Source organism: Oerskovia sp. PE-21s, assembly GCF_056158145.1.
The window spans coordinates 474,621-496,700 of the sequence record NZ_JBUXJM010000003.1; the positions used below are offsets into that span (position 1 = coordinate 474,621).

Sequence of the window (22,080 nt, forward strand, 5' to 3'; positions counted from 1 at the left end):
GCGGCACAACCTAGCGCCGCAGCCCGGGGTGTGCCACGGGTGACCATCGCCACGCGCGCGACGGGCGGGAGGGCCGCCGCGCCCGCCCTAGAGTGGCGGTGTGCTTCTGCTCCTGCCGCCCTCCGAGGGAAAGTCCGTGCCCGACGACGGCGCTCCCCTCGACCTCACGTCCCTCAGCTCGCCGCAGCTCACCCGGCACCGCAAGGCCGTGCTCAAGGCGCTCGTCGCCGCGAGCAGGCGACGTGACGCGCTCGACGTCCTGGGCGTGAGCAGCGGTCTCGCCGACGAGGTGGCGCGCAACGTGTCGCTCGCCACCGCACCGACCGCTCCCGCCGCGGAGATCTACAGCGGGGTGCTGTACGCCGCCGCCGGCCTGGCCGACCTGCCGCCCGCCGCTGCGGCGCGGGCCGAGGACTCGGTGCGGATCGTGTCGGCGCTGTGGGGCGCGGTCTCCCCCGCCGACCGCATCCCCGCCTACCGGCTGTCGATGGGCACCAAGCTCCCGCCGCTCGGGGCGCTCGCCCCGACGTGGCGCCCCCACCTCGCCGCAGCCCTGGACCCGCGGGCGACCGGCGAAGTCGTGATCGACTGCCGCTCGGCGCCCTACGCGGCCGCGTGGAAGGTGCCCGCCGGGGCCGAGCACGTCGCGGTGCGGGTGCTGCGCGAGCTCGACGGCAAGCGCAGCGTGGTGTCGCACAACGCCAAGCACACGCGCGGCGTCCTCACCGGACACCTGCTGACACGCGCCGAGCCCGTGCACACGGCCGACGAGCTGCTCAAGGCCGCGTACGAGCTGGTCGGGACCGCGCTGCTCGACGCGACGCTGCTCCCCGGGGCGCGCGGTAGGTCGACGCTGGAGCTCGTCGTCTCCTGAGGTTCTGTCGAAGCCGTGCGACCTGACGGTGCCGCGCATGCTCGAGACCGGGGCGTCAGGTCGCCGAGGACGAGGTTCCGCGTGGTCGAGAACGAGGTGGAGGTCGATGGGGGCCTCATGGCGACCTCGAGGTCGTTCTCGGCACCGGGCGCGCACTGGCGAGCGGGGGGCTCAGGGCTCGCTCGGGCACCCGACGACGGTCAGCTCGGTCGCGCCGTCGGCCCACAGCCGCACGATGCTCACCGACCCCGGCGGAACCCGGAAGCCCGCCCAGCGCGAGGGCGGTGCCTCGATCGCCCGCCCGACGGCGGCGCGCACCTGCACCGCGTGACCCACCACGACCACGGTCCGGCCGGTGCCCTGCGCGAGAAGATCCTGCAGCCCGGCCCAGACTCGGTCCCCGACGTCAGCCATCGACTCTCCGCCCGGCGCCACCTCGGTGCCCGAGACGAGCCACTGCTCGGGATGCCCGTCCCAGCGCTCGGCGATCTGGCCAGCCGTCAGCCCTTCCCACTCGCCGAAGTGGACCTCGGCGAAGCGCTCGTCGGTGCGGACGTGCAGGCCCAGTCGGCGGCTCACCGCCCGCGCGGTCTCCTGCGCACGGACCATGGGCGACGCGACGATCTCGGTCGGCTTCGGCAGGTCGGTCCAGCGGTCCCGACCGACGCGATAGATCAGGTCGGCCGCCTGGGCGGCCTGTACCCGACCCCGCGCCGTGAGCGACGGGCCAGGGACCGATGAGCCCGAGTACGCCCCCGCGACGGTGAGCGGCGTCTGGCCGTGCCGGACCAGGACGACGGTCAACGGCTCGGCACCGTCGAACCGGGCGCGGGCCCCCGAGGGGCGCGTGGGTGTGTCGAAACCAGGGCCAGCAGCGACGGCACCGGGCGCACCGCTCGCGTCGGCCGGCTCCTCGACTGCCGGGTCCGGGTCCGCCTGCCCCTGGTCGGTCACAGGTGTGGTGTCGGCCGCCGAGTAGTCGTGGGCGATCTCACCGCGCGAGTCCATGACCTGGTTTGCGAGGGCGTCGGCATCGGAGTTGTCGGCGCGCGGCACCCACTCGTAGGTGACCTGCGACGCGGGCAGGATCAGCGCCGCCTCGGCCGCGAGCCGCCGCATGTCCTCGTGCTTGATCTTCCAGCGTCCCGACATCTGCTCGACGACGAGCTTGGAGTCCATGCGGACGACCACGCGCGCCTCGGGGTCGATCTTCCGCGCGGCGTCGAGCCCCGCGACCAGCCCGGAGTACTCGGCGACGTTGTTCGACACGACGCCGAGGTACCGAGCGCGTTCAGCCAGCACCTCGCCCGTCAGGGCGTCGCGGACGAGCGCACCGTATCCCGCAGGACCGGGGTTGCCGCGCGACCCCCCGTCCGCCTCGACGATCAACGTCCTACCCATGCCTCGTCCTCCACGTCTGCCATCGTCCTGTCGATCCGCTCGGTCGGTGTGCCCGGTCGGTCTGACCGGTCGGCCGGTCGGTCTGTCCGGTCGGTCGGTCTGACCGGTCGGTCGGTCTGTCCGGTCGGTCGGTCTGACCGGCCGTCCGTCCCGGGCGAACGTCGCTGTCCGGACCCCGCTGAGTCGCCGTTCATGGCCGGGACCCGCACCGAGCGGTCGCCTCAGTGTTCCTCGCGCCGGCTGCTGGCGTCGAACCGACGGCGTTGGAGGCACTCCCCGCAGCGGCTGGCTGCGGGGCCGCTGGCTCGCCGGGTCGTTGGCTGGCTGGGTCGCTGGCTGGCTGGGTCGCTGGCTGGCTGGGTCGCTGGCTGGCACCGAGATGCTGCTCGTTGTCGCTCGTGAGTGCTGCCGGGCGACAACGAGCAGCATCTCGTTCAGTCGAGGGGCTCGGTGACGAGGCGGGAGCGGGCTTCGTGGACGGTCAGGGGCGGGGCGGTGGTCGTGGTGTGGGCGGTGCCGGTGATGGGGGTCCAGGTGGCGGAGCCGGTGATCTGGAAGCGGCCCTGCCAGGTCGTGGCCAAGGTGATGGTCGCGGTCGCTTCCTGGGTGTAGACGTGCGCCACGGTGTGATAGGGGTAGGCCTGGCCCGGGTCCGAGGTCGTCACGGGCGTGGTGCCGTCGTCGTAGTTCCAGGTGAAGCTGACCGGCGTGGCCTCGATCGTGACGGGGATACCCAGCAGGGTCGTCGTGAACGTCTGGGGTGTGGGGCTGGTGTAGGTGATCGTGTCGACGTTGACCAGGGTCCACCCGTCAGGGGGCTGGATCGTGACCGGGGACGGGGCGATCGTCAGGCGCTGGAACTCGGCTTCGGCCAGGGGCACCAGGTCCACTGCGGCCAGGCAGTCCCCCGGATCGGCCGGGTTCTGCAGCTCCCAGCCGGACAGGCCACTGATCGTGCCGTCCGGGTTGTTGACCCAGGTCCGCTTGAAGATCGGGTCCAGCGCCACCTGCTCCGCGTCGCACGCCACGACCAGTGCCCCCTCACGCTCCCCCGGCCCGCACGCCCCCACCTGCCCCTTGGTCGTCGGGAAGTCATCCGTGAAACAGATCGACGCGGGCATCCGCCGAAACTCCTCCGACGCTGGCGAACCATCCGCATTCCGCGGCCGATGCGCGGATCCGTCGGCGGACACATCGACAGCCTTGACGTCGATTGAGTCTTTCTCCGCCTTGCTATCGAAGTCGATGGAGCTCGATGCTACAAGGAGGCCACCGATAAGGGTCGAGATTGTCACCGCCGTCGCCACGGCCCCAAGGGTCACGAGACTGGCATCTCGGTCGAAACCGTTAGGAGACGCCATGTGGTGCCGTCATGCAGCAACTCAACCCGGTACGGGTCGGACTGCGCTTCCTGACGATCAACCTCCACTCCCGACGGATCAAGGAGAACCGCGCTCGCGATCGCGACCTGGACGTCTAGGGGGTAGCCGCCAACCAGATCGTCAAGAGCGTAAGTCCTGATCACCTCGGCATCGACCGCGCCCCCGACATAGGTGTTTCCATCACGAGAGATCTCCTGCGCCTGGTCTCGCACCGCGGTGCAGAATCCGCAGAGTTCCGCCCAGGTCATGGCGTCCCACTCCGTCAGATCGCCGGTCGCCATGACATACGGATAGAGCTCCAGGAAGTACGTCGCCGCCGCAGCAGCCCCGACCTCGTCGGTACGGTCCATGTCCGCTGGCCTCTCGGGCTTGACCGGCCCTGTCGCCGTCGGTGTCGACGTGGGCGTCGGGCTCGGCTCCTCACTCACCACCGGTGCCGGCGACTCGATCACCGGATCAGTCGACGAACACCCCGCCACCAGGCTGGCGAGCACCGCGCCCATCAGCACCAGCGCACCCCGACGCCGTCGTGCACCTGCAGCGGGAGCAGGACCGCTTCCCGGACCCTCCCAGCCCACGACCTGTGCGGCACGCCGTCTGCCGCGCCCGGCCAACCCCTGCGAACCCATCCCTGCCCCCTCGGTAGGTACCCGGCACAGGGCCACACCGCCCCTGCCTCCCCAGGAACCTAACGGGTCAAACCACCCCACCGGAACCCCTCGTCCCAGGCTGTGGACAACCATCAATCTCTCGCCCACGCTGGTCCCGCCCCGCAACCCGCAACCCGCAGCCCAACACCCAGCACCCAGCACGAGCCGAAGATGCGGCTACCGTCACCCGAGCATGCGGTTGGCGTCCCAATCCGGCCCAATCTCAACGCCAACAGCATGTTCGACGCCGAGACCCCCGAAGAACACGACGCCAACCGCATGCTCGGCACCGACGCCCTCAAGCCCGAGACCGGGCATGACCACGCCCACCGAGTGTGCAGTTCAGGTCGCCCACACCCTCGTCCCGACCACCCGAACTGCCACTCGACGCCTCGTTCCGCAACCACCCAGCAGCCACTGCCATCCATCGGAACGGGAACCCCGACCACGACCTTCCGCCGCTTCGACCACGACCTTGAGGCCGTCAACCGCCCCGCAACGACCTCAACCTCGTTCTCGGCGACCCGCCCCGGCACCGACCCCGCCCCCGCCCCGGCACACCGCCCCCAGCAGAACCCCCCGGAAACCACCGAGGCCCCGCCCCCGACGACGGGGACAGGGCCTCAGGCCGCAGCAGGACGGGTCAGGCGTCGAGCCGCACCAGGATGCGCGAGCACTCCTCGCAGCGCGCGACCTGCTCGGGTCCCTTGGCCTTGATCGCGGCGACGTCGGACGGGTTGAGCTCGAGGCGGCAGCCTTCGCAGCGGCGGCCGTTGAGCACGGCGGCGCCCAGGCCTCCGAGCTGGTTGCGCAGGCGGTCGTAGAGGGTGACGAGCCCGGCGTCGATCCCGTCGACGGCCTTGGCGCGTGCGGCGGTGACGGTCGCGACCTCGGCGTCGACCTCGGCGAGCTGTGCGTCGCGCTCGGCCTCGACCTCGCGCTTGGCGGCGACGAGCTCGTCGTTGGCGGCGTCGAGCTTGGCGAGCGCCTCTTCGTGGGCCTCGAGGCGCTCCATGACGCCGAGCTCGATCTCCTCGAGAACTCCCTGGCGGCGGGACAGCGACTCGAGCTCACCGACGAGCGCCTGGGCGTCCTTGGCGCCGACCTGGCCGGAGTCGAGGCGGGTCTGGTCGCGCGCCGCGCGGTTGCGGACCTGCTCGACGTCGCCCTCGGCCTTGGTGAGCTCTCGCTTGAGGTCGCTCACGGCGGTGCGGGACGCGACGAGCGAGGTGCTGAGGTCGGAGATCTGCGCGTCGAGCTCCGCGATGCGGGCGATCGAGGGCAGGGAGGCGCGCTTGTGCGTGAGCTGCTGCAGGCGGGTGTCGAGTGCCTGGACCTCCAGCAGTCGTCGCTGGTCCTCGGGGGGTGCAGTGCTCACAGGATGCGTTCCTTTCGATGCAGTTGTGGGGCGCCGTGTCAGGCGCGGTGCGCGGAGCCGATCCGGGCGGTCCAGGGGTCGGTCCGGCGGACGCTCACGCGGGTATCCACCGTACCCGTATCTGCGAGCCGTTCGGTCAGGTCGGCGGCCGCGTAGCGCAGCCAGGGCCACTCGCTCGCGAAGTGCGCGACGTCGACGAGTAACGGCCCGCCCGCGGCGCCCCCCTCGAACTCGGCGCGCTCGCGCAGCTCGGACGCGGGGTGGTGGCGCAGGTCCGCGGTGACGTAGACGTCGGCGCCCGCGCTGCGGACGGCGTCGAACAGCGAGTCGCCCGAGCCGCCGACGACGGCCACGGTGCGCACGGTCGCGTCGAGGTCGCCCGCGACGCGCACTCCTTGCTCGGTCTCGGGCAGCGCGGCAGCGACACGCTCGGCGAAGGCGCGCAACGTCGTCGGCTCCTCGAGGCGGCCCACCCGTCCGATGCCGGTCTCCGCGAGGGCGGCGGCGCCGTCGGGTGCGGACGGGACGAGGGGCGTCCGGTCCACGAGGCCGATCGCGTCCGCGAGCGCGTCGGCGACCCCGCGCGGCGCGGCGTCGGCGTTGGTGTGCGCGACGTACAGCCCGGTCCCGGCCCGCACGAGGCGGTGCACGAGCGAACCCTTGAACGTCGTCGCGGCGATCGAGTGCACGGGCCGCAGGAAGAGCGGGTGGTGGGTCACGATCAGGTCGGCGCCCCACTCGATCGCCTCGTCGGCGACGGTCGCGACGGGGTCGACCGCGAAGAGGATCTTGCGCACGGGCTGGGCAGGGTCCCCGGTGACGAGCCCGACGGCGTCCCACCCCTCCGCGGTCGACGGCGGGTAGAGCGCCTCGAGGGTCCGGACGACGTCGGCGAGCGTGGGGTGTGCGGTCACGGGACCAGGCTATCCGCCGCGGGCCGGCGACGACGCGCGCCGAGCGACCCCCGCGACCTACCGTGGGGGCATGGGACAGCACTACGTGCGCGCCTCCCCGACCGGGCCGCTGGGGTCCGCGGTCGGCTCGATCCTGGGCTACGAGATCTCGGACGAGGCCCCCTCGGTCCACCGTGGGCTGCCCTCGCCGTGGCTGACGTTCGTCATCAGCCTCGACGGTCCTGTACCCACCGCGACGGGTCCCGGTGACGCACCGCTGCACCGGTACTCCTCGCTCGTCGGGGGGCTGCACCTGTCCCCCGCCTACATCCATCAGCCCGCGCACCAGGAGGGTGTCCAGCTCGCGCTCGACCCGCTCGCGAGCCGCGCGCTGCTGGGCGTGCCGCCTCGCGAGCTGGGCATGGTGACCGACGCCGACGACGTGCTCGGCCCTCTCTCGCGCGACCTGCGGGAGCGGGTCGGCGGGACGGCGTCGTGGGACGAGCGGCTCACGCTCGTCGGCGAGGCGTTGCGTCGCGTGGCCGCTGCCCGCAGCCCTGGCCTCGGACCGGTCCGGGTCGAGGTCGCCGAGGCGTGGCGCCACATCCTGCGCCGGGGCGGCCGGGTGTCCGTGCCCGACGTCGCCGCGCACGTCTGGCTCAGCCCTCGCCAGCTCACGTCGCTCTTCTCGGCCGAGCTCGGCCTGAGCCCCGGCGCGGCGTGCCGCCTGGTCCGGTTCGACGCGGCCAGGGACGAGGTGCGCGCGGGGTTCCTGGCGCCGTCGGGCCCGCGCCTCGCGGACGTCGCGGCCCGCACCGGGTACGCCGACCACTCCCACCTGGTGCGTGACTTCCACGCGTTCGCGGGCCTGAGCCCCACGGCGTGGCTCGCCGAGGAGCGCGCAAACATCCAAGCCGGGGGCGGTGCACCGCGAGCAGGCTGAGGTCATGGACACGTACACGACACAGGCACCCCCGGCTCAGGTCTGGCCCACCCTCCAGGCGCACGACGCGTCCGGGCTGATCGACTTCCTCGTCGACGTGGTGGGCTTCCGACGCAACACGGTCATGACCGGCGACGGGGGCGTCGCGCACGCCCAGCTCGACTGGCCGCCGGGCGGCGGCATCATGCTGGGCTCGTTCAAGCCCGACGGCGAGTGGTCACGTCCGCCGGGAGCGTTCGGCGGCTACGTGGTCGCCGGGGAGCCCGGCAGCGGGACCGGGATCGAGGAGATCGCGGGCCGGGCGGAGCGCGCCGGCGCGGTGCTCGCTCCCCTGCGCGAGACCGACTACGGCAGCCGTGAGCTGGTGCTCGCGGACCCCGAGGGCAACCTCTGGTCGGTCGGGACGTACCGGGGCGAGCCGCGGGCCGCCTGAGCGAGAGCGCTACTTCGCCTGCGAGTAGTCGTCGACGATCGCGACCGTGAGCGGGAAGTCGACGGGGAAGTCTCCGAAGAGCAGCTTCCCGGCCTCTGCGCCCGCGGCCCGGATCTCGTCCGCGACCTGCTCGGCGAGCTCTGCGGGGGCGTGCACGATAATCTCGTCGTGCAGGAAGAACACCATGTGCGGCTGCTCGGTGAAGGGCGCGGGGGCGCGTCCCGGCCGCGCCGCCCCGGGCATCGCGGCGAGGCGCCCGCGCAGGGAGGCCATCCAGCACAGCGCCCACTCGGCGGCCGTCCCCTGCACCACGAAGTTCCGGGTGAACCGGCCCCAGGCGCGGGTCTGGCTGCGGGCCCGGGACTGGGCGTCGCTCGACGCGGACTCGTCGTACGCGCTGCCCTGCGTCTCGTCCCAGCCCGACCCGGGTGGGGGCGAGCTCCGGCCGAGGCGCGTGGTGACGATCTCGCCGCGCTCGCCCGCCCGCGCAGCCTGCTCGACGAGGTCGAGAGCACGCGGGAACGCCTTCGCGAGCCGTGGGAGCATGCGCCCGCTCTCGCCCGTCGTCCCGCCGTACATGGCGCCGAGCATGCCGATCTTGGCCTGGGCGCGCGTCTCGACCGCACCCGTGTCGACGATGCCTTGGTACATGTCGCCACCGCGCCCGGCCTCGGCCATGACGAGATCGCCTGAGAGACCGGCGAGCACCCGGGGTTCGAGCTGTGCGGCGTCGGCGACGACGAGCTTCCACCCGGGGTCCGCGACCACGGCCGAGCGGACCTGGTGCGGGAGCTGGAGGGCTCCCCCGCCGTTGGCGGCCCAGCGTCCGGTCACGACTCCTCCGACGACGTACTCGGGCCGGAAGCGGCCGTCCCGCACCCAGGTGTCGAGCCAGTTCCAGCCGTTGGCGGTCAGGAGGCGGCTGAGCTTCTTGTACTCGAGGAGCGGCGCGACGACGGGGTGGTCGACGCGTTCGAGGTCCCACTTGCGCGTCGACCTCACGCCGACGCCCGCGTACTCGAGGGCCTTGAGGAGCTCGGGCGCCGAGTCGGGGTTCAGGGCGGGCGCGTCGAGCGCCGCACGCACGTGCTCGGCCAGGGCCTCGAGCCGCGCGGGCCGCAGTCCGAGCGGCGGCCGCGCACCCAGGATGCCGGTGAGCATCGCGTCGTGCAGGTCCTCGCGCCACGGCAGTCCGGCGTGGCTCATCTCGGCGGCCACGAGCGCGCCCGCGGACTCGGCCGCGATCAGCAGGCGCAGCCGTCCCGGGCCCGACGACGTCGCGACGGCCTCGAGCTGTCGGCGCAGCTCCTCCACCGGGTCGGGTGGGGCGACGGCCCGCCGGTCACCCAGGTCGAAGAGGGCGTCCGGGCGTTCGATCCCCGGGACGGGGGCCGTGGGGACCGGCTGCATGTCGTCCCAGGCGTCCCGCGGGGCCTGCGCCAGGGGCGTGCTCGTCGTGAGGACCGACCGCCGCAGGACGGCCCGGGTCAGGCGCAGGTCGTGCGCGCGCTCGACGCGCAGGCCCGCTGCGAGGGCGGCCGGGTACCAGAGGTTGGTGTCGTCCCACACCCAGCGGGTCGTGGGCGTCGCGGCCGGGGGCGCGCCGGGGGTGGCCGTGTCCACCGCGGGGCTCGGGGGGTCGGGCTGCTCGAGGACGGCACCCGGCCAGGTCGCGCGGCGCGGGGCGGGGCGCTGCCGGCCGCCGCGGGGGTCGAGGTCCTCGACGTCGACGACGCCCGGGTCTGCGGACGACGTGCGGAGCGGGACCGAGTACACGACCCAGAGTCTGCCGCGAGGGTCTGACATCCGGGGCTTCCCGCTGCCCGCCTGCCGGGGCCATCGATACGCGCCGTCACGATCACAGATATTGTCGGCGATTCCTGAACGACGGATCCAGAAATCCGCCCGCCGAACGAGAGCATTCCCCTTTGCACCTCCGGAGCCGGTAGAGGAAAGGCGCCCGGCCGCCGACCAGAAGTCGGCGACCGAACGCCTTTCCCGCCGGACGAGGCGTCAGTCCGCGTCGACCTCGAACAGGCTCCGACCGTTGAGCGGCTGCACCGGGCGGCTGTTCTCCGGGTGCACCGCGGTGAAGGCGGCGAGCTGGGACGTCGAGATCGTCCGAGGACGTTCGTAGACGTTCCAGAGCACTCCCTCGCTGCACGGCGGAGTGGTGAGCGACCCGTCGTAGCGGATCAGGTCCGACCACCCGGGCACCAGGTGCGCAGGGTTGATCTCGACAGGCCGGGGCGCGACCGACGAGGTCGCGGCCGCGGCCGACGGGATCGCGTCGAAGAACCCGGCGAGCGCTGCGTTCTCCCGGCCGAGCTCGAGCAGCACCCCGAGCACCGCGAGCTCGCCCTCGGCGCTCTGGTGCACCAGGTGGAGCTCCATCGCGACCGGCTCGCCGTCGATCGTGTGCTCGCTCGGGGTGTGCAGGTGGAACTGCCGGAGCTCGTAGCGGGTGCCGTCGAGCGTGATGGCGTTGGAGCCGACCGTGGTCAGGTCGCCCTGGATGGTCTCCCCGGTGTCGCGGACCGTGAACGCGGACCGCTCGTAGTCGAGCACGGGCGCCTTGACCTTGCGGCTCTCCGTGAGGGAGCGCAGCCGGATGTCTACCGGCGACTGCCTGCTCGTCGGCGTCGACGCGCACGTCGAGGCGATCTCGCCCCGGTGCTCAGGGCCGGTACCCCCTTCGGAGGACCATCCGCCGCCGGGAGGCGCGAGCTCGAGCGCGCCCGCCGGGATGCTCGCCGGGGCGAGCGCCGCGGTGCTCGTGGGTGCGCTCGCGGGCGCCGCCCACGCGGACACGCCGCCGGTCAGGGCGAGCGCCGCGGCGGTCAAGGGAACGTAGAAAGCTGCGTACTTCGTCATACGGAACTCCGATCACAGGTATCGGTCGCACATGGCGGAAGAAATCGACGGTGCGCCGAATCCTTCCGGCCGGATACGTCTTCCCCCGTCCGGCCCGCAGGACACTATGCGCACAATTCGCCGATCATTGAGCCACAAACAGGACGTCGACACCTCAAACACATCATCTTCACATCGCCTGGGGCAACGAAGAATGCACTTCAGGGCACCGAAAACGCCGTGACGAAAATGACCAGAACTCTGCGAGGTGCGAAGACGCCACGCCCACCCGTACACGTCGCGGCGCTGCGCTACGCGTCCGCGAGCGCCTCCGCCCGTCCGAGCACGAAGCGTGCCCGGAGGAGCGTCGCGGTCGTCGTGCTGGTCGTCAGCGCCTCGATCGTGCGTCCCACGGTCACCATCCCGAGGTCGTGGGCGAGCCGCGCCCGGTCGTCGAGCACGCTCTGCTGGTGCGCGGTGAGCCTGCGGCGTCCGGTCGCGCCGAGGGAGTCCACGACGTCGCGTGCGGGCTCGCACACGCGGGTCACCGGTCCGCGCGGCTCCGGTTCGGCCACGTGGACCGCCGCGCCGCGGTGCAGGGCGGCGATCCGCGCCCGCAGCCGGCGCAACGCCGTCCAGCTCACCGCACGGAACGCCGGGGACATCGACGGGGAGAAGAGCTCGACGCTCCCCTGTCCGGTCCGTAGGAACACTCCGACAGGCTCCTCCGACCCCTTCGAGGCGTCGCGCTCGACGAGGACCGCGACCACCTGCTTGCGCGACGCCACGACCGAGAGCAGGGCCTCGACGCTGCGCTCGTGCTCGACGCCGACGCGCAGGACGTGCGTGACGCCGTCGGCGGACGTGACCGGCCAGGTGACGTCGCGACGGACCTCGTCGACCCCGACGGCCCCGGTCTCGCGCACCATGACGAGACGGACGCGGCGCCGAGCCCGGCCGAACCCGACCGTCCCGGCGGTCACCCCGTCCAGGTGCTGCGCGATCTCCCGCAGCTCGGCGACGTCGAAGCCCCCGCCGGGGACGAGGCTCGTGCGCGAGGTCGTGCTGATCGACCCGTCCGGCCGCGGCTCGGCGTCGGCGAGCTCGAACGGACCCGCGCACACCGCGGTGACCGACGCCTTCCAGAGCAGCGGCAGGTCGACGTCCCGGCGGAAGGTCGGGTCCGCGCCAGATGGCCGCGCGACCGTCGCGGTCCGCAACGTCCCGTGGCGTGCGTCCCAGGCCGTGAGCGTCAGGCCGCGGGCACCGCTGGGTGCCTGCCACCACCGCACGCCGAGCGGCACCAGGCGACCGGGGAGCTCGTCGCCGGGTTCCGCGTCGGCGGACCTGCGCACTGGTGCCCCCACCAGGTCGGGCAGGGCTCCAGCGGGTGCGTCCCGCAGCGCCGCCGCGAGCGCCCACGCCTCGGCGAGGGCGCCGAGCGCGTCGGACTCGCTCACGTCGTCGTCGCGCGTCGCGAGGCCGTCGACGAGTCCCGCCGCGACGAGCAGCAGCCGGTGGAGCAGCAGCAGGCCCACGAGCCGCGCGCGGGCAGCGGCGCCCCGCAGCCGGTCGGCCGCGTCGGCGCCGAGGTGGGACAGCCCGGCGTCGACCACGTGCCCGACGACGGCGCTCGCCTCCTCGATCCCCGCACGCTGGGCCGTGGTCAGCTCGCCCGAGCGTTCGGCCTCGATCTCACGGGGCCACGGCCACGACCTGCCCTCGCGGGCGAAGACCCGGACGACTGCCTCGAGCCGTGCTGCGGCCTGCTCGCCGGCCGAGCGTGCACCGGCGACGACCATGCCCGCGAACCCCGCGGGGGCCACGAAGACGACCTGGGTCGGGGTGCCGGTGCCGTCCGTCCACGTGATCGTGAGCCGCGCACCGTCGGCCGCGACCTCGCACGCGGCGGGCGCGCCCGGGCCGTCCTGCGCGAGCCCGGCGAGCAGCGCGGCCGGGAGCCGTTCGACGACCCGTCGCAGCGCGGGCCTGCCCGCAGCCCGGCACACGGCGACGGGTTCGAGCGCGAGGAGGTCGGCCAGGGCGTCCGGGGCGGTCGCACGGTCGCGCGCGCCTCGGTCCGCGGCGACGCCCTCGTCGGCCGTGGCCGGCGCCGGTTCGGCGGGCTCCCGCGGGCCGCCGGGCTCGCGCTCGCGGGCCCACAGGCACGCCGCGACCACGTGCTGGCACACGCCCGCCGTCGGGCACGAGCACGACGCCGCCACCGGACCCTTGGGCCCGAGCCGCACCACCGCGCTCCCGCACGCGACCACGACCTCGGCCGCGGACTCCGACGTGAGCGACACGTCGCCCGCCGCGAGGTCCTTGCGGGCGCGACGCAGCAGACCCGCGTTGGCGAGCGCGACGAGCGCGGCGTCGTCGTATCCCGCGAAGACCGCGAGCCAGTCCGGCGTCATACGAGCACCTCCCCGAGCCACTCGGCGAACCGATCGGGCGTGAGGGCCGCGACGTGCATGCCGCACTCGGCGAGGCGGCGGGCCGTCCCGTGGTCGTAGACGGGCTCCGCGGCCTCGTCGAGCGCCGCCAGCCCCAGCATCCGGACACCGGACTCCGCGAGCCGCCGCACGCCCGCGAGGAGCTGGGTGACCGAGCCGCCCTCCTCGAAGTCGCTCACGAGCACCACGACCGTGCGGCTCGGGTTCGTGACCTGCTGCTCGGCGTAGCGCACCGCCTTGGCGATGTCGGTACCACCACCCAGCTGCGCGGTCAGCAGGACCGCGACCGGGTCGTGCGCGAGGTGCGAGAGGTCGACCACGTTGGTGTCGAAGACCGCGAGCCTGACCGTGATCCCCGGCAGCGCCGACATGATCCCCGCGCACACCGCGCTGTAGAGCAGCGAGGCCGCCATGGAGCCCGACTGGTCGACGAGCAGCACGACCTCCCAGGTGAGCGTGCGGCGCGCCCTCGACACGAACCGCACGTCCTGCACGATCAGTCGCCCGGACTCCGGGTCGTAGCGCGAGAGGTTGGCCGCCAGGGTGCGCTTGCCGTCGAAGTTCTGGCTGACCTTGTGCACCGAGCGGCGTGACCTGTCCTTGCGGCCGGTGAGCGCGGTCGCGAACTGCGGGCGCAGCCGTCGCACGATGTCCTCCACGACGCGCGCGATCACCGTGCGGAGCCCGGCGGCGGCGCGCTCGTCGAGGCGTCCGCGCACCTGCAGGAGAGCGGTCGCGAGCTCCCGGCTGGGCTCGAGGGCCTCGGCCGCTTCCGGGTCGGCGAGCAGGTCCGTGAGCCGGTACCGGCTCACGGCGTCGACCTGCATGCGCTCGAACGTCTCGCGCGGGAAGAGCGTGCGAGCCTGGCCGAGCCAGTCGAGAGCCTTGAGCGCCGACGGGTCGAGGCTCCCTCCGCCGCCGCGCCCGCCCGGCGCCTTGCCCAGGCGGTGCCCGCGCTCGACGTACTCGCGGTCGTACAGGTACTGCAGCGCGCGCTCGACACCGGCGTCGGCCGGGTCCTGCGGGAGCTCCTGGGCGGCGTAGCGGCCCAGGACGAGCCGCCAGCGGCGCGCGGCCTCGAGCTCTTCGGCGGTCGCCCCTGGACGGGCGGTCGGGACGGTCACGGCAGGTTCTCCTGGTCGGACGGAGGGTTGGCAGGGGGGCGCTGCGACGTGCTGACGACCCACGTGCCGAGCCCGTCGCGCGCGAGCATCGCGGAGAGCTCGCGTTCGAGCGCGAGCCCGGCGTGGAGGTCCTGTTCGGTCGCGGCCAGGTGCACGTCGATCCGCTCGGCCCGGGAGCCCGTGCGTGTCGCGACCTGCTGCGCGAGCCGGTGCGTCTCGGCGGGCTTGAGCCACGTGAACGCGCGGCGCAGGTCCGGCAGGACGGCCAGGAACGCGTCCCCGTCGAGGTCCCGCAGACCTGCGTGGACGGCGTCGAAGAGCTCGGGGGTGTGCAGCAGGAGGTCCGGGGCGACGCGCAGCAGACCGCCCAGGAAGCGGACGGCGGCGACCGGGTCCGCGCCCGGGCTGAGCTGGGCACGCACCTCCGCGACCAGGACGTCGTCGTCGAGGGCGTCGTCGGTCGCGGCGAGCGCCACGAGGGCACCTCGGACGCCGGGCGCCGCGCTGCGGTCTCCGCGGAGCCGGTCGAGCTCGCGGAGCACGGGTTCCGCTCGGTCCGTCGCGGGTACGGCACCACTCGTGGGGCGCGCTGCCCTGCGGGGGTCCGCTCCGTCGTCGGGACCGGGTGCGCGTGCGGCGCGCCCCGCCTCCCGCAGGAGGTCGCGCAGGGCGACGAGCGTCCCGACGGCGGCAGGCTCCGCGTCCGCGTCGACCGCACCGAGGCCCGGGACGAGGTAGGCGACGGTGGCGAGGCCGTGGTCGAGCAGGTCCAGGAGGTCGTCCGCGTGGTCCTCCAGGCCCAGCTCGACGCGAGCGTCCCACAGGTCCACGAGGCGGTGCAGCCCGCCCACGACGGACTCGAGCGAGGGGTCGACGTCGAGCGTCGAGCGCAGGAGCGCGACCAGGCGGTCGAGATGCTCCGACAGTCCCGCGACGACGGCCTGGGCCACGAGGCGGGCCACACCGAGCGCCGAGCGCCCCGTCGTCGCGAGCTCGTGCTCGAGGCGGTGGAGGCGGTGCACCGCGACGGCCTCGAGCGTCGCACCCTGGTGCGAGAGCTCGACCAACGACGCCTCTACGAGGGGCGTCCAGGCGTACTCCCACTCCTCGATCAGGAGCCCCAGGCCGCGCCCCGCGACGTGGTCGGGCCCCGAGACCTGGCGTGCGAACCCGCTGCCGACGAAGTCCATGAGCGCCAGGAAGGCCCGGCGCTCGCGGTGGCGCGGCGTGCGGCGCGCGTCGAGACGCGTGCGACGCGGCGTCGAGTCCGTCACCACGAGACGCAGGTCCTCGGCCCGCTCCCTCGCGCGCTGCACGAGCGGCGGCGACGCGGTGCCGGGCGGCACCTCGCCGAGCGCGCGCCCGCCGAACACCTCGGCGACCGCCTGCCCGAGCGGGCGTCCGATACCCACGTCGAGCCCGCCGTCGTCCTTGACGAAGCACGACGTGAGCGCGTCGAGGAGGTCCGTCCGCCCCGGCCACGGGCGCTCGCGCAGGTCCGCGAGACGGGTCGCCTGCTCGGCCGCCGACGCGATCTCGGCCAGGCTCACCTGCGCCCCGCGCGCGGTCGCGGCCGCGGCGACGTCCACGAGCAGAGACGTGCCCAGCGCGCTCGGCCCACCCGGCTCCCGGTGCGCGGCCCAGAGCCGCTCGTAGAAGCCGGGCGACGGCATGCCCGCCCCGTAGCCCCGCAGCCCGTCGAGCCGCTCGTGGTCGTAGCGGATGAGCCAGGCGTCGGCCGACGCCGGCGGGCCGTAGCCCCCGGCGGGACGGCGGCTCAGGACCGCCTCGCCCTCGGGAGCGCCCGTGAGCGCCTCGACGAGCGCGAGCGTGTGGAACGCGCCGGTCACCACGACCACGGGCCCCTCGACCCGGGCCCGGTGCTCGGCGACCCGGGCCGACATGAGGGCCTCGCGCGCGAGCGACCCGTCGGCGTCGAGCACCTCCTCCTCGTAGTCGAGACGTGCGAGACCTGCCCACGCGAACACGTCGTCGAACAGCTCGCGCCAGTCCGCGAGCCGCTCGCTCGTGCGTGCCTCGAAGAGGTGGTCCCACACCTCGTCGTGGTCGCGGCACCCCAGCCGCTCGGCGACCGCGGCGATCGTCCGCGAGTGCGCGAGGTTGCGCTCGGACTGGAGCGTGCGGGCGAACGCGTCGTCGCCTGCTCCCTCCGTGCCGTCGTCGGGTGCGACTCCTCCGGCCACCTCGCCGGACCGGTCGCCGGTGGCGCGCGCGCCCCACGACCGGTCGACGAACGCGACCTCCGCGCCCAGCCGGGCCCCGGTGCGCAGAGCCACCCACTCGGGCGAGAACTCGGCGAGCGGGTAGAAGCCCGCGCCGCCGCCCTCGGTCCCCAGGCTCAGGACCGCGACGGGCGGACGTGTGCGCGGGTCGAGCAGCGCGGGCAGGAGCCGCCCGTACTCCTCGGGCCCCTCGACGAGCACGACGGCGGGCCGCACCTCCTCGACGAGCGCCCCGACCGCGAGCGCGCACGCCGGGCTGTGGTGGCGGACCGGCGCGAGGTAGATCCCGTCGGCCCGCAGGCGTTGGACCGCGGCGGCGGCGGCCTGCATGCGCTCGGGCGCACGACCCCACGCGGCTCGCGCCGGCGCCTGCGCTACTGCCACAGGGACTCCGCCGCGGAGAGGAAGGACTTCCAGCGCGGGTCACGTCGCGCCCGTTCGCGCACCACGTTGTCGACGTAGTGCCGCAGCCGCCGGGCGTCCTCCTCGTCGCCCTTGGAGGCCACGCCCGCGAGCTGGCGCGCGACCTCGGCCGGGGTCACGGTGCCGTCGCCCAGGTAGCGGGCCTCGAGCGACGCGGCGACCGCGACGTTCACGGCCTCGGCCGTCGACATGACGGTCTCGGGACGCTTGACGGGCGCACCGTTGCTCGTGGCCCCGGTCCGCAGGTCCTGGAACGCCGTGACGAGCACGTCCAGGACGTCTCGCGCGAGCGGCGGGCGCTCGCCCGCCGGGCCCAGCTCGGCCGTGAGCTGGGCCTCGATGAGGTCGATCTCGAACTGGCGGTCAGTGAGGGGCTTGATCGTCTCGAAGTTGAACCGTCGCTTGAGCGCCGCCGACATCTCGTGGACTCCCCGGTCCTTGAGGTTCGCGGTTGCGAGCACGTTGAACCCGGGGCGGGCCGAGACCCGCGCCTCGCTGCCGAGCTCGGGGATCATGAGCTGCTTCTCGGAGAGGATCGAGACGAGGGTGTCCTGGATCTCGGGCGCGCAGCGCGTGATCTCCTCGAACCGGACGACCTTCCCGGCGCTCATGGCCTGCTGGACGGCCGACGGGACGAGCGAGCGCTCGCTGGGTCCCTCGGCGATGAGCAGCGCGTAGTTCCACGAGTAGCGGACGTGGTCCTCGGTCGTGCCCGCGGTGCCCTGGACCGTGAGGTTCGACGTCCCGCTCACGGCGGCCGCGAGCAGCTCGGACAGCATCGACTTCGCGGTACCGGGCTCCCCCACGAGCATGAGTCCCTGGCGGCCGAGCAAGGACACGACGGCTCGGTCCACGAGCGGGTCGTCACCGTAGAACTTCCGTCGCACCCCGAGCTCGGCGTCGCCCACGACGAAGGCGCGCACGGCCCGTGGACTGAGCCGCCACCCGGGCGGCAGCTCGGAGCCCTTGGCCCGGTCGGCCGCCTCGAGGACCGCGAGCTCGTCCGCGAAACGCACCTCGGCGGGCGGGCGGATCTCCTGGGCAGGGCCGCGGTCGAGGACCGCTGCCTCGTCGTGGGTGCTCGCCGAGGGGGTCGGGGTGGTCACCATGCGCTCTTCTTCTCCCAGGCGGCGTCGAAGCTGCCACCGGCAGCGACGGTCAGGTAGTCGCGGTAGGACTCCGCGACGAGGACGGGCGGCAGGTCCGCGAGGCGCGCCTCGGCGCTCTGCCCGTAGGCCCGGGTCGAGCGGCGGAACACGAGGTCGGTGATCGCCGCGGGGATGTTCTCCTCGGGCAGGAACGCGCCCGTGAACTCGATGACCGCGGTGATCCCGACGCTCGGGTACGCCTTCTCGTAGCCCGAGAACCAGCCGCCGTCCTCGGCCTGGCTCCGCGCGTAGCCGAGCTTGGTCGCCCGCCCGCGGACCGTGAAGCTGTCCGTGAGCCAGCCCTTGCGGTCGCTGATCGCGGTCGCGCTGCGGTCCGTCACGGGCACCGTCACCTGGAGCTGGTCGAACAGCGGCCGGATCTCGTAGTCGGCGAGGTGCTCGCGCCACCGACCGGCCTCGTCCGCGCCGAGCAGCACGCCGTGCGCGACCGAGACCGTCGCTCCCTGCGCGAGGGTCACGTCCTCGTCGTCGACGTCGATGAGCGCTCCGGCGTCGCCCGGTCGGAACGCCCGCTGGTCCGGACCGGGGTTCTCGAGCCACACGAGCCCGGCCGCGAGCCGGGACATGACGGGGTGCCCGGCCACGAACTCGAGCCAGTCGGCGACGGGCCACTCGCGCCCCGTGCACATGGCCTCGTAGAGGCGCTGGGTCTGGAGCGCGACGACGGCCTTGAGCTCCTTGCGGCTCGTCGAGAGCTGCGACTTGGCGGCCTTGACCTGGTCGGGGTCGTCGTCCGCGCGGGGCGCGGGCAAGGCCTTGACGACCTTGCCCGCGTCGTTGGTGAGCTCGAGCGTGAACGTGGGCGTGATGCGCCCCGTGTACTCGCGTGACCCGAGGTCGAGGTGCAGGATGCCGTCGTCCTCGAAGCCCGCGGTCTGCACGGTACGGTCGGCGAGCTCCTCGGCGGACCAGCCCCGTCGTTCGGCCAGGTCCTCGGCGAGCTGCTGCGCGGCCGCCTGCACCGTGGCCTGGCGGTGACGCCGCGCCACGGACAGCAGGAGCTGGATCGACGCGGGATCGCCGTTGGCCGCGAGCGCCCGCACGAGGGCCTCGATCTGTGCACGGCGCGTGATGTGCGTCTTGAGGTACTGCTGCACGGCACGCGTCAGGTCAGCGCCGGGCATGCCGACGGTCAGCGCGAGCAGCCCCTTGTCGGCGATGGCCGACCCGAGGTAGTTCGCCTGGTGCTCACGGAACGCGTCCTGGTGGTGCTGGTCCACGGTCCGCGAGGCCTCGGCCTCGTAGTACTGGGGGTGCTGCTTGTACCAGTGCTGGTAGCGGTCGTACCGCTGCTGGGCCTCGCCGTCCGCGTAAGCCCGGCTCTCCTCGGCAGTCGGGCCCTGGGTGTCCTTGCCGATCCACGCGTCGAGCACGAACCGGCCGAGCGCCGCGCGGCTCTCGTCGTCGAGCAGGGACTCGTAGCGCGCGATCAGGCCCAGTCCGCTGGGGTCCTTGAGCTTGACCGCGAGCACGACCCACCAGCGCACGACCTCGACGGGCACGGGCTCGCCGTCGGCGGCCCAGCGGAGCGCGGGCAGACCGTCGAGCGGGAACCAGGCCATGCTCGCGGGTGCCTTGGCCTTGAGGCCCTTGGTCGCCTCGGCGAGCAGCGTCGCGGGTGCGAGCTCGAGGGCGATGTCGTCACCGAGCGCCTCGAGGGCCCCGAGGAGCGCGGCGCGGGCCACCTCGCGACGTTCCTTGGCGAGCGCGGCTCGCAATGCCGGGACCGCTGCCGGGTCGCCGAGGCGTTGGAGCCAGACGGCGGCCGTGACGCGGATCTCGGCCTTCCCGTCGCGCAGGCCCTGCTCGGCCAGCTCGCGGGCCCCGACGCGCGACTCGAGCACCTTCTGCGCCGCGACGCGGTGCGTCTTGCCTTCGCCGAGCGCGAGCTCGGCCAGCCGCGGGAGGTAGCGGTTCGGGATCGTCGGGAACCCGCCGAGGATCGTGAGCGCGACCTCGAGCCGCTCCGAACGACTGTACGTCTGGACCGTGCCCGACGGCCGCAGCCCCAGGATCGTGTCGAGCGCGCGCGGGTGCTCGGCGAAGTAGGGCCACAGGTGCTCGGGGGCGAACGTCCCGCGAGCGAACCAGGAGTCGAACACGAGCTCGGCGACGGCCGACTCGGAGTCCTGCACACCGGCCCGCTCGACCCCGTCGGCGAGGACCCGGAGGTCGACCGCGATGTCGGTCGTCGCGTTGAGCTGGTACCAGGGGTAGCGCTGCCTGCCGCCACCGTGCGAGCGCGCGAAGCGGATGTCGTGGAGCATGGTCAGACCGTCGAGCCGGCCCCGGATCGCGGGGGCCTGGAGCTCGACGAGAACGGTGCGCGGCGGCACCTTGGTCAGGGCGCCCGAGAGGTACTGCGCGACCTGCGTGAGGTGGTCGTCGGTGATGGCCGCGAGATCCTTGACGGCTCCCCGGGCGTGCGACAGGCGCCAGCTCTGGGCCTCGGCCTGGGGGAGCGCCTCGAGCGCGGCGAGCTCGTCGCGGGCCGCAGCGAGCCTGCGGTCCACCGCGTCGCGGGCCGAGCGCACGAACGCGTCGCCGAGGGCGACCTCGGGCAGGGGCGTGAACGGCGGGACGTCGAGGGGCTCGTCGACGACGACCGTCGCGACGTCGAGGGCCGTGGCCCGCTCGATCGCGTTCGACAGCAACGTGCCGCGCGCGCCCCGGCCATCGGCCGCATGGGCGCGGCGCAGGGCGTCGATGCCGCCCTCGACCCCGACGAGGTGGGTCACGAGTCCCCCGAGCCGGCTCGCGGGCATCGTGGTGAGCAGGGGTTCGAGGAGCGTGACCTGGCGCTCGGCGGGCAGGGCCGCGAGGTTCCCGGCAGCCTCCTCGCGCACGGACTTGGCGTTGTCGGTCGCGAGCTGGGCGACGAGCCCGACGAACGCGTCCAGCGCGGCGGGCCGGGTCCGCAGGAACTGCAGGAGCTCGACCTTGCCGGTCGCGCGCAGCAGGGGTGCGACCGCTGCGACGTCGGCTGGGTGCGCGACCAGGTACTCCTCGACACCGGGCTGCGCCGCGAACACCGCGAGCGGGTCGCCGTAGTAGTCCGCGGTGACGGGGCGGTCGAAGATCCCCGCCACGACGGCGGTCGGGATGTTCTCCTCGGCCACGCCGCCGTCGCGCAGGATCGCGGTCAGGAGCTCGGGGGTCCACTGGCTGCGCACGCCCGGCTTGCCGTTCTTGCCCGTGGTGCGGCGGTCGCCGCACGTCTTGGCGACGTCGGTCAGGAGGGCGGCGAACCAGGCCGGGAGCCGGTCGGAGGCCCGGGAGACGTCGGGCGAGACGGCCGCGAGCAGGCGGCCCAGGCGCACGAGCGCGTCGATGCCGACGGGCTCGGTCAGCGTGTACAGGTTGCTGCGGGCGGTGGCACCCTTGTTGACGTTCCAGCCGGGCACGCGCTCCTTGATGGCCTTGTCCTCGGCCTGGGTCGTGTACGTCCAGGCGCCGAGCGTCGCGGGCCGGTTGAGCAACCGGTCCACCGCGTCGTCGGTGCGCTGCGACAGCTCGGTCACGAGCTCCGGTCCGTCACCCGTGTGGACGTAGGCGATCGCGCGGGCCGCGAGACCTTCGGTGGCCGCGTCCAGGATCTTCAGTCCGTCGACCAGCCGAGCCGAGGGCTCGGCGCGCCGCCGACCCTCTGCACGGCCGGGCGCCGTGCCGCCGCCCTCGACCGCGCCGTCGTGGTCTCCCTGGAGCCAACCCTTGATCTTGTCGAACACGCGTCCCACCGTCTCCTCCGGGCCGCCGGACCGCGTCCGGAGGCCGCCGCGCTCCGTCGGCGCGGCGTCGTCGGTCACAGTAGGAGAAGCCACCGACAGGCGTCGATGCTGCCAGTGGAGAGCGGCCGGG

General features: G+C 73.7%; 15 protein-coding genes. 3 read left to right on the top strand and 12 right to left on the bottom strand.

The window, feature by feature from the left end:
- Positions 1-100: 100 nt before the first annotated feature.
- Positions 101-874 (top strand): YaaA family protein, encoded by a 774-nt coding sequence (locus ACZDYF_RS08075; protein ID WP_475055290.1) that lies wholly within the window; start codon positions 101-103, stop codon positions 872-874.
- A gap of 171 nt (positions 875-1,045) precedes the next feature.
- On the opposite strand, the gene ACZDYF_RS08080 is transcribed toward ACZDYF_RS08075, so the two are convergent.
- The 5 genes from ACZDYF_RS08080 to ACZDYF_RS08100 all read right to left on the bottom strand — a co-directional run bounded on the left by ACZDYF_RS08080 (position 1,046) and on the right by ACZDYF_RS08100 (position 6,599).
- Entirely contained in the window at positions 1,046-2,275 is a 1,230-nt protein-coding gene (locus ACZDYF_RS08080) for a bifunctional RNase H/acid phosphatase (protein ID WP_204809250.1), read from the bottom strand.
- A gap of 434 nt (positions 2,276-2,709) precedes the next feature.
- Positions 2,710-3,396, bottom strand: a complete 687-nt coding sequence (locus ACZDYF_RS08085) for a hypothetical protein (RefSeq protein ID WP_475055293.1) — start codon at positions 3,394-3,396, stop codon at positions 2,710-2,712.
- Positions 3,397-3,593: 197 nt separating this feature from the next.
- Entirely contained in the window at positions 3,594-4,160 is a 567-nt protein-coding gene (locus ACZDYF_RS08090) for a DUF6318 family protein (protein ID WP_475055296.1), read from the bottom strand.
- 790 nt (positions 4,161-4,950) lie between these two features.
- Positions 4,951-5,685: a zinc ribbon domain-containing protein gene (locus ACZDYF_RS08095; RefSeq protein ID WP_191789029.1), complete on the bottom strand. Its 735-nt coding sequence runs from the start codon at positions 5,683-5,685 to the stop codon at positions 4,951-4,953.
- A 38-nt stretch (positions 5,686-5,723) separates the two neighbouring features.
- Positions 5,724-6,599, bottom strand: coding sequence for a Nif3-like dinuclear metal center hexameric protein (locus tag ACZDYF_RS08100; RefSeq protein ID WP_475055298.1), 876 nt, complete (start codon positions 6,597-6,599; stop codon positions 5,724-5,726).
- 70 nt (positions 6,600-6,669) lie between these two features.
- On the opposite strand from ACZDYF_RS08100, the gene ACZDYF_RS08105 reads away from it, so the two are divergent.
- Both ACZDYF_RS08105 and ACZDYF_RS08110 read left to right on the top strand, forming a co-directional pair.
- Positions 6,670-7,521, top strand: a complete 852-nt coding sequence (locus ACZDYF_RS08105; RefSeq protein WP_475055300.1) for an AraC family transcriptional regulator — start codon at positions 6,670-6,672, stop codon at positions 7,519-7,521.
- 4 nt (positions 7,522-7,525) lie between these two features.
- Positions 7,526-7,954: a VOC family protein gene (locus tag ACZDYF_RS08110; RefSeq protein WP_400273425.1), complete on the top strand. Its 429-nt coding sequence runs from the start codon at positions 7,526-7,528 to the stop codon at positions 7,952-7,954.
- Between the two features lie 9 nt (positions 7,955-7,963).
- On the opposite strand, the gene ACZDYF_RS08115 is transcribed toward ACZDYF_RS08110, so the two are convergent.
- The 7 genes from ACZDYF_RS08115 to ACZDYF_RS08145 form a co-directional block, all read right to left on the bottom strand.
- Positions 7,964-9,760 carry a bifunctional 3'-5' exonuclease/DNA polymerase gene (locus ACZDYF_RS08115; RefSeq protein WP_475055302.1) on the bottom strand — a complete coding sequence of 599 codons (1,797 nt, stop codon included), beginning with the start codon at positions 9,758-9,760 and terminating at the stop codon, positions 7,964-7,966.
- A gap of 207 nt (positions 9,761-9,967) precedes the next feature.
- A complete protein-coding gene (locus tag ACZDYF_RS08120) occupies positions 9,968-10,828 on the bottom strand; it encodes a carbonic anhydrase (RefSeq protein ID WP_475055304.1) in 861 nt (286 codons plus the stop codon).
- Between the two features lie 290 nt (positions 10,829-11,118).
- Positions 11,119-13,224: a hypothetical protein gene (locus ACZDYF_RS08125; protein ID WP_475055306.1), complete on the bottom strand. Its 2,106-nt coding sequence runs from the start codon at positions 13,222-13,224 to the stop codon at positions 11,119-11,121.
- Complete coding sequence (locus ACZDYF_RS08130; RefSeq protein WP_475055308.1) at positions 13,221-14,387, bottom strand: VWA domain-containing protein; 1,167 nt, start codon at positions 14,385-14,387, stop codon at positions 13,221-13,223. Before ACZDYF_RS08130 ends, ACZDYF_RS08125 begins: the two co-directional genes overlap by 4 nt.
- Positions 14,384-17,014, bottom strand: a complete 2,631-nt coding sequence (locus ACZDYF_RS08135; RefSeq protein ID WP_475055310.1) for a DUF5682 family protein — start codon at positions 17,012-17,014, stop codon at positions 14,384-14,386. The genes ACZDYF_RS08130 and ACZDYF_RS08135 overlap by 4 nt, the downstream gene beginning before the upstream one ends.
- A complete protein-coding gene (locus tag ACZDYF_RS08140; RefSeq protein WP_475055312.1) occupies positions 17,005-18,162 on the bottom strand; it encodes an ATP-binding protein in 1,158 nt (385 codons plus the stop codon). The genes ACZDYF_RS08135 and ACZDYF_RS08140 overlap by 10 nt, the downstream gene beginning before the upstream one ends.
- Positions 18,156-21,950 (bottom strand): DUF4132 domain-containing protein, encoded by a 3,795-nt coding sequence (locus tag ACZDYF_RS08145; RefSeq protein WP_475055314.1) that lies wholly within the window; start codon positions 21,948-21,950, stop codon positions 18,156-18,158. Before ACZDYF_RS08145 ends, ACZDYF_RS08140 begins: the two co-directional genes overlap by 7 nt.
- Positions 21,951-22,080: the final 130 nt, after the last annotated feature.